The sequence below is a fragment of the Ectothiorhodospira shaposhnikovii genome, from assembly GCF_016584105.1.
GTDB classification, from domain to species: domain Bacteria; phylum Pseudomonadota; class Gammaproteobacteria; order Ectothiorhodospirales; family Ectothiorhodospiraceae; genus Ectothiorhodospira; species Ectothiorhodospira shaposhnikovii.
Genome location: NZ_NRSM01000036.1, coordinates 21,557 through 31,560, shown reverse-complemented (window position 1 = coordinate 31,560; position 10,004 = coordinate 21,557). Strand labels below are relative to the sequence as shown.

The following is a 10,004-nucleotide window of genomic DNA, read 5'->3' as shown; positions in this document are numbered from 1 at the left end:
AGTACATCGAGATGGAGTACAACAGCGACCGGCTCCACTCGTCCCTGGGGTACATCACCCCTCAGCAACATTTTTTAGCGGTTGCTGCTTAATCCGTGTCCGCTGCGACTTGACCAGAACAAACTGCGCAAGATTTGCGCCGATGAAACGCGCCCTATGGCTGTGCGGGCTGAGGCGGCAATGGCGCTGGGCGAGCGTATCAGGCACGCACTGCCACCCGTGCAGCGTGCGGAGCTGGAGCAAGGAATGGCCCAGTACCGCGCCTTTGAGCTGGTGCAGGCTATCCACTGATGAAGCGGCTTGCTGCTACCACACTGCGCCGCTTGGCCGCACTGGAACAGCAACGGTCGGCGCAAAAGCCAATGGCGGCATGGCCGCCCATTCTCGACCTGGACGAATGGGAACGTCTTGCCGTTGCGAGTCAGGAAAAGCTGGTAGCCGATACCCGCGAATATCTGCACGTCAGACCCGGTGACGCTGTGGTGGAAGGCGACCCGGACGATGTGTCCCACAAGTACAAGGCTCATGCCCGGTTGCCGGGCATTGAAGTTAAGACAATTAGATAGGTGACCTATGAAAGAAGTGCGTCAGATAGTTCAAGCTCAACCCGGCTGGTATGTAATTCACTTTGTAGGGGATAACCCGTTGCAGCTCGAAGCGGCGCCGGTAATGGGCTGGCTTGTTACCGATCCCGACAGGAGTGGAGGAATTAGTGTCGAGGCTCTATTGACCGTCGGAGCTTGGACTTGTGACAACTTTCCGCATGGCAACACGAGTGAGCGTAGTTGGCTCATGGACCCGCAAGGCCGGATGGTGGGCGACGATGGTGTGGTCAAGTACGACTCGCTGAGGATGTTGCTGGAATGCTCGGAGCTTGACCCTGATGCAATCTTTGCTGACAGCATATGGTTGCCGCCATACAGCACCGCCAGCAGCGACCCTGACGCGAAGTGACCCCCAATGCGCATTGACCGTGACGACCCGCGCCACACGGCGCCGCCCGGCATCACCTACGAGATAGCAGAACCGGCGATGTGGGGGCGGGACGACGGCAAGCGCCGAGAGCCTGTCCTTGACCACAGTCTTAGCCCTCCGCGAGTGGTGCGCCATGTCGGCTGGCGCAAGTGCCTCAAGTGCCGCACTGACTTTTTCAGCGCTGACGTGCGCGGCTTGCGCATGTGTGATTACTGCCGGAAGAACGGCAGCGACTCTGACTGGTGATGATGTGGTATCACTGGGAGCCGTGGACAAGCATACCGTCCCACGATAATCGAACGGGTGCAGCAGCGGGGCGGAACTCCTACCGTCTGACGCTGCCTTCAACGGGCGCTGCATGGTGCCCGTTGTCGTGAGCGGGCAAGGTAGCCCGCTCACAGGATATGGCGGAAGGGGTGGGATTCGAACCCACGGAACCTCGCGGTTCGCTGGTTTTCAAGACCAGTGCAATCGACCTCTCTGCCACCCTTCCAAATTCGTGACGTGCTAAGTATTCGCTAAACGCCCCGCTAGTGCGGTCTGTAGCTTACACCCTAAGCACTTGTTTTTAAAGCCTTTATTTCAGTTCTACCGGAGTTGCAGCATGTGTTTTCAAGACCAGTGCAATCGACCACTCTGCCACCCTTCCGCGGGCAACGACCATATGAAGGCGAGGGGTCTTCAGGGGCGCTAGTTTAACCGTCCGGAGACAATGCGACAACACGGTCACGTACCTCCGGGAACAATGAACACGATGAGCCGGTCTGACACACCGGCGCCCCTGCCGACGCCGGCAAAGAACCGGTAAAGAACATCGATGGTTTTGATCCCGTGCCGCCAATCAAGTACCTTAGCGGCATCACGGACATGCTTGATATTCGTCATTCCATCCCGTTCAAGAGGAGCATTCACCATGTCAACCGAGCGCGTCACCGCCGCCAGCCGTCCGGCCGAAGGCGTCCTGGCCACCAACAAGGTCATTCGCAACACCTACATGCTGCTGTCCATGACCCTGGCCTTCAGTGCCGTGATGGCCTTCGTGGCCATGGCCGTGGGCGCCAAGCCGGTCCACTGGCTGTTCATGCTGGCCTTCTTCATCGGCTTCCCCTTCCTGATCAATTACCTGCGCAACAGCATCTGGAGCCTGCCGCTGGTGTTCGTGTTCACCGGCGTGATGGGCTACATCCTTGGTCCCATCGTGGGCATGTATCTGAGTCTGCCCAATGGCCCGGGCGTGGTGGGGGGTGCGCTGGCCAGCACGGCGCTGGTGTTCGTGGGTCTTTCCGCCTATGCACTGACCACCCGCAAGGACTTCAGCTTCCTGGGCGGCTTCGTGTTCGTGGGCTTCCTGGTGATCCTGGCGGCCATCGTGGCCAACCTGTTCCTGGCCATTCCGGCCCTGTCACTGGCCATTTCCTCGGCCGTGGTGCTGCTGGTGTCGGCCGCCATCCTGTGGGATACCAGCCGCATGGTGCACGACGGCGAGGCCAACTACGTGGTGATGACGGTCTCCCTGTTCGCCAACATCTACGTGCTGTTCCTGCACCTGATGAACCTGTTTGCCATGCTCACCGGCGATAACTGATCGCCGTTCGAGCCGTTGCAGACATTTTCCGAAGGCCCCGGGCATCGACCCGGGGCCTTCTTGCGTCAAGCCTTGCCTGAACACACACGAACGGGGTGAACATGCAGATCGAACACGGCGTATTCCTGGACCTGGAAACCCTGGATCGGGGCGACCTGGATCTCTCCCCCCTGAAGCATGCCCTGCCCCACTGGACCTTCCATGACTACACCACGCCGGCGCAGGTGGCCGAGCGGATCCGGGATGCCCAGGTGGCCATCACCAACAAGGTGGTGCTGGACAGACAGACCCTGACCGCCGCACCACGGCTGAAGCTGGTCTGCCTGGCAGCCACGGGCACCAACAACGTGGACCTGGAAGCCGCCGCCGAACGGGGCATTGTGGTCTGCAATGTCCGGGACTATGCCACCGCTTCCGTGGTGCAGCATGTCTTTGCCCTGATCCTGGCCCTGACCGTCCGCCTGGAGGCCTATCAGCGGGATGTCCGGGAGGGACGCTGGCATGCCAGCCGTCAGTTCTGCATCCTCGACCATCCCATCCGTGAACTGGCGGGACGTCGGCTGGGGATCATCGGCTACGGGGTGCTGGGACGGGCCACCGCCGATGTGGCAAGGGCCTTCGGCATGGAGATCCTGGTGGCGGAGAGTCTGCGGGGCGATCCACCGCAGCCGGATCGCCTGCCGCTGGATGATGTGCTGGCTGACTCGGACATTGTCAGCCTGCACTGTCCGCTCACGCCCCGGACCGAGCGGCTCATGAATGCCCGGCGCCTGGCCCGGATGAAGCCGGATGCCCTGCTGATCAACACGGCCCGGGGTGCGGTGCTGGATAACCAGGCCCTGGCCCAGGCCTTGCGGGAGAAACGACTGGGCGGGGCGGGTATCGACGTACTGGAACAGGAGCCGCCCCCGGCGGATCACCCGCTGCTGGCGGGGGACATCCCCAACCTGATCGTCACACCCCATGTGGCCTGGGCAGCGGTGGAGGCCCGGCAACGGATGGTGGATGCGCTGGCGCGGAACATTGCCGGTTTTCTGACCGGCGACATCATCAATCAGGTGAACAGTTGAGGCTGGACATGTCGGATGCCGTGAGTGAAAGAATGGTGGAACTGGAGATCCGCATGGCCCATCAGGAGGCCCTGTGTCAGGACCTCAATGACGTGGTGACCAGGCAGCAGCAGGAGATCGACCGTCTGCAGTTACAGGTGGAAGGTCTGCGGCTGCGCCTGCTGGAATTGATGGAGCGCCACCCGTCCGGACAGCAATTGCCGGAACCACCACCTCCCCATTACTGATACTGACCCAAGCCTTTCCGACCGTGCGCGCGCTTGCGGGGCTGGCGGTAATCCAAGGGAGGATCAGGTTTCCTGGATCAATCCGGACAGCAGCAAGGTCCGGGTCTGCATCAGGGCCTCATCCCCCCGCGACTCCACGTTCAGCCGGATCACCGGTTCCGTGTTGGAACCCCGCAGATTGAAGCGCCAGTCGCCGAACCCCATGCTCAGGCCATCGGTGTCGTCCTCTTCCAGGGCCCGTTCCCGGAACACCTGGCCGATCCTGGCAAGGGTCCGCGCCACATCCGCCACCCGGAAATTGATCTCGCCGCTGCAGGGAAAGGCCCGCACCCGCTCATCCACCAGCGCGGACAGGGGCTGACCGGTCCGGCACAGACGCTCGGCCACCAGCAGCCAGGGGATCATGCCGCTGTCGCAATAGGCAAAGTCGCGGAAGTAATGATGGGCCGACATCTCCCCGCCATAGAGGGCGTCTTCGAGGCGCATGCGCTCCTTGATGAAGGCATGTCCGGTCTTGCTCATCACCGGCACGCCACCGGCCGACTGAACCATTTCCACCGTGTTCCAGGTCAGGCGCGGGTCATGGACGATCTTCTCCCCCGGATGGCGTTCCAGCAACTGGGCCGCCAGCAGCCCCACCACGTAATAGCCCTCCACGAACCGGCCCTGCTCGTCGAACAGGAAGCAGCGGTCGAAATCGCCATCCCAGGCGATTCCCAGATCCGCCCCGTGGGCCTTCACCGCGTCGGCGGTGGCACTGCGGTTCTCCGGCAACAGGGGATTGGGAATACCGTTGGGGAAACGGCCGTCCGGGGCATGGTGAACCCGGGTCACCCGGAAGGGCAACCGGGCGGCCAGGGCATCGAAGGTGGGGCCGGCGGCCCCATTGCCCGCATTCACCACCAGATGCAGCGGTCTGAGCACCGACTCATCCACCAGACCCAGCACCCGCTCCACATAGCCGGCCATCACGTCCAGCGGCTCGTCCCGGCCCATCTGAACATGGCCCTCGACCGGGACGGCATCACGGACCAGGGCCTCGATCTCGTTCAGGCCACTGTCGCCGCTGATGGGCACGGCGCCCGCCTTCACCAGCTTCATGCCGTTGTAGTCCATGGGATTGTGGCTGGCGGTGACCATGATGCCGCCCCCCATGCCGGGCAGTGACGCGGCATGGTAGACGGTCTCGGTGCCGCACAGCCCCAGGGATCGGGTGTCCACCCCCGACTCGTTCAACCCCTGCACCAGCGCCTGCGCCAGCGCCGGACTGCTCAGTCGAATATCCTCCCCCACCGCCACCGGCCCCGCCGGACGGATGACGCGGGCGTAGGCCCGGCCGATGCGCCGGGCCAGCTCCGGGTTCAGTTCATCGGGGACACGGCCGCGGATGTCATAGGCCTTGAAACAGGCAAGACGATCGGTCATTGCATCAAACCTTGTAGAAGTCCCGGTACCAGCGCACGAAGTTCTCCACGCCCTGCTCCACCGGCGTACACGGACGATACCCCACGTCGTTCACCAGGTCCTGCACGTCCGCATAGGTATCCGGCACATCACCCGGCTGCAGGGGCAGCAGGTTCTTTTCCGCCTTCATGCCCAGGCAGTCCTCCAGTACCTGAATGTAATGGAGCAGTTCCACCGGCTGGTTGTTGCCGATGTTGTAGAGCCGGTAGGGGGCAAAGCTGGTGCCGGAATCGGGCTCGGCACCGGACCAGGCCGGGTTCGGCTCGGCCACCCGGTCCAGGGTGCGGATCACCCCTTCCACGATGTCATCGATATAGGTGAAATCCCGGCGATGGTGACCGTAGTTGAAGACATCGATGGGTTTGCCCTCCAGGATGTTGCGGGTGAACATGAACAGGGCCATGTCCGGGCGCCCCCAGGGGCCGTAGACGGTGAAGAAGCGCAGCCCCGCCGTGGGCAGGCCGTAGAGGGAGCTATAGGTATGGGCCATGAGCTCATTGGCCTTCTTGCTGGCGGCGTAGAGGCTCATGGGATGATCCACGTTGTCGTGGACGGTGAAGGGCATGGTGGTGTTGGCCCCGTAGACGGAACTGGAGGAGGCGTAGACCAGGTTCTCCACCCCGTGGTGACGGCAGCCTTCCAGGATATTGATGAACCCCACCAGATTGGTTTCCACATAGGCATGTGGATTCTCCAGGGAATAGCGCACCCCGGCCTGGGCCGCCAGGTTCACCACCCGCTGGGGCTTGTGACGGGCGAACAGGTCTTCCATCGCGGCGCGATCGGCGATATCGGCCCGCACGTCCGTAAAGCCGGGATGGGCCTTCACCCGCTCCAGACGGGCCAGCTTGAGATTGACGTCGTAATAGTCGTTGAGATTATCGACGCCGATGACCTCATCCCCCCGCGCCAGCAGACGCAGGGCCAGGGCCGAGCCGATGAAGCCGGCAGTGCCGGTGACCAGGATTTTCATCAAAGACTCCAATAGGCCTGGGTGGCCCCCACGGCGGACGGGGACAGGGCCGATTTCACGTCGATCAGCACCCCGCTTGAGGCCAGGCGCCGGGCAAGGCTGTCGGACCCCACCGCCAGGTAGGCCCGGTGAGGCACGGCCAGGATCAGCCCGTCCAGGTCCTGGAAGGCCTCCAGGGGCGACAGGGTCAGACCATATTCATGGTGCGCCTCCTGAGCATCCGCCAGCGGGTCATGGATCAGGGGTTCGATGCCGAACTGGCGCAGTTCCTTGATGATGTCGGGCACGCGGGAGTTGCGCAGGTCCGGGACGTTTTCCTTGAACGTGAGCCCGAGAATGCCCACCCTGCCCTGCTTCACGGGACGGTCCTGCTCGATCAGCAGCTTCACCAGGCGCTGGGCCACGTAGGCCCCCATGCCGTCGTTGATGCGCCGCCCGGCCAGGATCACCTGGGGGTAGTACCCCACGGCCTTGGCCTTGGTGGTGAGATAATAGGGGTCCACGCCAATACAGTGCCCCCCCACCAGACCGGGGCTGAAGGGCAAAAAGTTCCACTTGGTGCCGGCAGCGGCCAGGACATCCCGGGTGCGGATGCCCAGACGATCGAAGATCAGCGCCAGCTCATTCATCAGGGCGATGTTCAGATCCCGCTGGGTGTTCTCGATCACCTTGGCGGCCTCGGCCACCTTGATGGTGGGCGCCCGATGGACGCCCGCCTCGACGATGCGTCCGTAGGCCTCGGCCACCCGTTCCAGCGTCGCCTCGTCCTCGCCGGAGACCACCTTCACGATGCGGGTCAGGGTGTGTTCCTTGTCACCGGGATTGATGCGCTCGGGGGAATACCCCAGCTTGAAGTCCACCCCCTGACGCAGACCGGAAATCCGGGCCAGGAGCGGTCCGCAGATCTCCTCGGTCACGCCGGGATAGACCGTGGACTCGAACACCACCACCGCCCCGGGCGACAGTACCCTGCCCACGGTCTCGCAGGCGGACAGCACCGGCCGCAGATCGGGCTGGCGATTGTCGTCGATGGGGGTGGGGACGGTGACCACGAAGAAGGTGGTTCCCACCAGATCGCGAGGATCGGTGGTGTATTTGAGGGTGCTGGCCTTGAGTTCTTCGGGCGTGACCTCGCCGGTGAAGTCGTGACATTCCTGGAGCGTGCCGACCCGACGTTCACTGATATCAAACCCGACCGTCCCGGGATAGTGGGCCGCAAAACCCATGGCCACGGGCAGCCCGACATACCCGAGACCGATGACACCGATCTTTTCGCTCATTGCGTGGGTTCCTTGGAAAGGGAGTGTTCCTGAATGACCGCAAGATACCGGAAATCCCGGGTGCTGGCGACAGGACATCAGGCCCACAACAGGTCTTCGATCATCCGGGCGTCGATGGGGGGGAATCCGGACCACGAAGGCATCCTCTCAGAACCCACCGCGCACCAGGATCAGAACCACCAGGCCGACCAGAAGGAGCGTGCCGATCAACAGCCAGATGAACCAGTCCTTCGGGGTGAATCGCTCCACCTTTCCCACCCCTACCCAGCGACGGGGCTTGACGCCCTGGAACAGGAACACGAACTGGGCCGCGATGATCACGCAAATCACGTTGACGCCCAGCAGCAGCGCCGCTCCCATGGCTGGCTCGAATTCCCCCTTGCCCAGCAACATGCCGAACACGGCAGCGGGCGGCAGCAAGGCAACCGCCACCATGACACCCACCAGACGGGTGGTGATGCCACTGGTCAGGGCAAGAACTCCTGCGGCACCGGCGGTGAGGGCCAGCACCACATGGGCGACATTGACCTCGGTGCGTGCCAGCACTTCGGCATTGCTGACGCTCACCGGCCACAGAAAGCCGATGACCAGACTCAGCAGGATGGCCAGCCCCAGACCGACAAACGCGGTGAACAGGGCACGCATGGCCAGGGCACGTGCGCCCATGGAGACGCCGAAGGCAAAGGTGATGACCGGCCCCAGCAGCGGAGCGATGACCATGGAACCGATGACCACCGCTGTGTTGTCTTCAGCCAGACCGATGGTGGCGGCGATGGTGGACAGAAAAATCAGCATCACAAAATTACGATCCAGACTTCCCTCTTTGGCCATTCTGGTATACAGCTCTTCAAGGGTGAGATCCCTGCCCCCCGGGGCATCGGGCCGGGGCGCGGTGCCCGTTTGCCCCGGCATCGGCACCGTGGTTTCAACGGGTAGCACCACGATGCGCGCCGTGGGTTCTTTCAGCATCATGCCCTGCAGGGCTTCCATCAGCCGCTGGGTGTTTTCCGCGTTGACGACCATGCGTACGGAGATTCGGCCATCCTCATTGGTGGCCCCGCACCAGGCGTCGATGGCATGATGGGCCCGTGCCAGTGCCAGCAGACGTGGCCGCAGATACTCGGGACTGATGACTTCTATGAGTCGCATCGATGTATCTCCATGCTCCTGCCCCTTGTGGCCCGTGCCGAGCTACTGGAAAACACACCTCAACCGCAAGGAGCCTTTCAGATGACAGAAGGCACTTCACCGGTCCTGATTTCCCAGGTCATCCAGTTTTCCGTCGCCCCGGTATTCCTCTTGGTGGGAATCGCCGGCTTCATCAATGCCTTCGTGGTGCGCCTGGCCAGGATCGTGGATCGCAAGCGCGATCTGGCCGACAGGTTGCGAGCACCCGAACCGGTGCGGTTTGAACTGCACCGCCGGGAAATGGACATCCAGGATGAACGGGTGGGACTGATCAACCTGGGCATCAAGCTCAGCATCGCCACGGCCATGCTGGTCTGCCTGACCATCCTGACCGTGTTCATCGATTTTCTGCTGAGCATGGAACATCCGCGCCTGATCGGCACCATGTTCGTGTTTGCCATGGCAAGCCTGATCGCCTCCCTGGGAATGTTCGTACGTGACCTGCAGCTGGCCTCGGCGGCCATGGCACTGAACGACGAGGACGTGCCGCGCACCCGGAACACGGCTCCGGACACACAGGAACACTGACCGTCAGGCCCCGTGTCCCCATGTCCCGAGGATTGAAAAAGCTCAGCCCCCGCCGATATCCCGCAATCGTGCCATGATGGCCTGCAGTTCCGTCCGGGTATCCTCCGAGGCCTGAATCCGGCCCTGCATCTCCGCCAGGGCCGCCGTGGCCTTGTGCAGCTCGGCAAGGGCCTGGTCCCGCTCCGCCGTCAGGGTCGTCAGGGCCAGCCGCAGGTCGCCGGTGCCGGCCTCTTCCCCGCAGGGTTCCGACGGCATTGGTTGCGAGGCCGGGGCCTCCCCCTGGCAAGTCACGATCACCCGGCGGCCATGGCCATGGGTGCGATGCTCCCACAGGAAAATCCCCTGCCAGGTCCCCAGGGACAGACGCCCCCGCGCGAAAGGCACGGTCAGGCCGGCGCCGGTCAACACGCTGCGGATGTGGGCAGACATGTCATCCGGCCCCTCCATGTCGTGAGCATAGCGAGGATCACCGTCGGGGATGCTCCGGACCAGATGTCCCTCCAGATCCCGCAGTACCGTGGGATCGGCGTTTTCAGTGATGGTCAGGGAGGCGCTGGTATGGCAACAGAACACATGACACAGACCCGTTTCCAGACCGGACTGCCGCAGGTGTTCATTGACATGGTGGGTGATCTCCACCGGGCCACGGCCCCGGGTGGTGACGGTGAACGGTGCTTGGTGAATGGGCATGGGTATCGTCCCGGGTATTCCGCA

At 63.0% G+C, this 10,004-nt stretch carries 12 protein-coding genes, 1 tRNA gene and 1 pseudogene; 7 read left to right on the top strand and 7 right to left on the bottom strand.

Going from position 1 to position 10,004, the window contains the following annotated elements; genetic code table 11:
• Window positions 1-156: 156 nt before the first annotated feature.
• The 3 genes from CKO35_RS18260 to CKO35_RS15535 are packed head-to-tail and all read left to right on the top strand — an operon-like array spanning window position 157 to window position 954.
• Complete coding sequence (locus CKO35_RS18260; RefSeq protein WP_274600857.1) at window positions 157-291, top strand: hypothetical protein; 135 nt, start codon at window positions 157-159, stop codon at window positions 289-291.
• Window positions 291-566: a hypothetical protein gene (locus CKO35_RS15540; RefSeq protein ID WP_200177030.1), complete on the top strand. Its 276-nt coding sequence runs from the start codon at window positions 291-293 to the stop codon at window positions 564-566. Before CKO35_RS18260 ends, CKO35_RS15540 begins: the two co-directional genes overlap by 1 nt.
• A 7-nt stretch (window positions 567-573) precedes the next feature.
• On the top strand, window positions 574-954 hold the full coding sequence (locus tag CKO35_RS15535; RefSeq protein ID WP_200177029.1) for a hypothetical protein: 381 nt from the start codon (window positions 574-576) through the stop codon (window positions 952-954).
• A 426-nt stretch (window positions 955-1,380) separates the two neighbouring features.
• Here the strand turns inward: CKO35_RS15535 and CKO35_RS15530 are convergent.
• Both CKO35_RS15530 and CKO35_RS15525 read right to left on the bottom strand, forming a co-directional pair.
• Window positions 1,381-1,468 (bottom strand) — tRNA-Ser (locus CKO35_RS15530).
• Window positions 1,469-1,701: 233 nt separating this feature from the next.
• Window positions 1,702-1,860: a hypothetical protein gene (locus tag CKO35_RS15525; protein ID WP_200177028.1), complete on the bottom strand. Its 159-nt coding sequence runs from the start codon at window positions 1,858-1,860 to the stop codon at window positions 1,702-1,704.
• A gap of 28 nt (window positions 1,861-1,888) precedes the next feature.
• Here CKO35_RS15525 and CKO35_RS15520 point away from each other — a divergent pair, with 28 nt between their 5' ends.
• The 3 genes from CKO35_RS15520 (at window position 1,889) to CKO35_RS15510 (ending at window position 3,857) form a co-directional block, all read left to right on the top strand.
• A complete protein-coding gene (locus tag CKO35_RS15520) occupies window positions 1,889-2,560 on the top strand; it encodes a Bax inhibitor-1/YccA family protein (RefSeq protein WP_200177027.1) in 672 nt (223 codons plus the stop codon).
• A gap of 101 nt (window positions 2,561-2,661) precedes the next feature.
• A complete protein-coding gene (locus CKO35_RS15515; RefSeq protein ID WP_200177026.1) occupies window positions 2,662-3,630 on the top strand; it encodes a 2-hydroxyacid dehydrogenase in 969 nt (322 codons plus the stop codon).
• Between the two features lie 8 nt (window positions 3,631-3,638).
• A complete protein-coding gene (locus CKO35_RS15510; protein ID WP_200177025.1) occupies window positions 3,639-3,857 on the top strand; it encodes a SlyX family protein in 219 nt (72 codons plus the stop codon).
• Window positions 3,858-3,920: 63 nt separating this feature from the next.
• On the opposite strand, the gene CKO35_RS15505 is transcribed toward CKO35_RS15510, so the two are convergent.
• The 4 genes from CKO35_RS15505 to CKO35_RS15490 form a co-directional block, all read right to left on the bottom strand.
• Window positions 3,921-5,282, bottom strand: a complete 1,362-nt coding sequence (locus CKO35_RS15505; RefSeq protein ID WP_200177024.1) for a phosphohexomutase domain-containing protein — start codon at window positions 5,280-5,282, stop codon at window positions 3,921-3,923.
• Between the two features lie 4 nt (window positions 5,283-5,286).
• A complete protein-coding gene (locus CKO35_RS15500; protein ID WP_200177023.1) occupies window positions 5,287-6,294 on the bottom strand; it encodes an NAD-dependent epimerase in 1,008 nt (335 codons plus the stop codon).
• Entirely contained in the window at window positions 6,294-7,574 is a 1,281-nt protein-coding gene (locus CKO35_RS15495; RefSeq protein ID WP_200177022.1) for a nucleotide sugar dehydrogenase, read from the bottom strand. The genes CKO35_RS15500 and CKO35_RS15495 overlap by 1 nt, the downstream gene beginning before the upstream one ends.
• Window positions 7,575-7,721: 147 nt before the next feature.
• Complete coding sequence (locus CKO35_RS15490; protein ID WP_200177021.1) at window positions 7,722-8,723, bottom strand: TIGR00341 family protein; 1,002 nt, start codon at window positions 8,721-8,723, stop codon at window positions 7,722-7,724.
• A gap of 81 nt (window positions 8,724-8,804) precedes the next feature.
• On the opposite strand from CKO35_RS15490, the gene CKO35_RS15485 reads away from it, so the two are divergent.
• Window positions 8,805-9,290, top strand: coding sequence for a DUF2721 domain-containing protein (locus CKO35_RS15485; RefSeq protein ID WP_200177020.1), 486 nt, complete (start codon window positions 8,805-8,807; stop codon window positions 9,288-9,290).
• A 273-nt stretch (window positions 9,291-9,563) separates the two neighbouring features.
• On the opposite strand, the pseudogene CKO35_RS18085 reads toward CKO35_RS15485, so the two are convergent.
• Window positions 9,564-9,980 (bottom strand): annotated as a pseudogene (locus tag CKO35_RS18085) (secondary thiamine-phosphate synthase enzyme YjbQ); the annotation flags it as partial.
• Window positions 9,981-10,004: the final 24 nt, after the last annotated feature.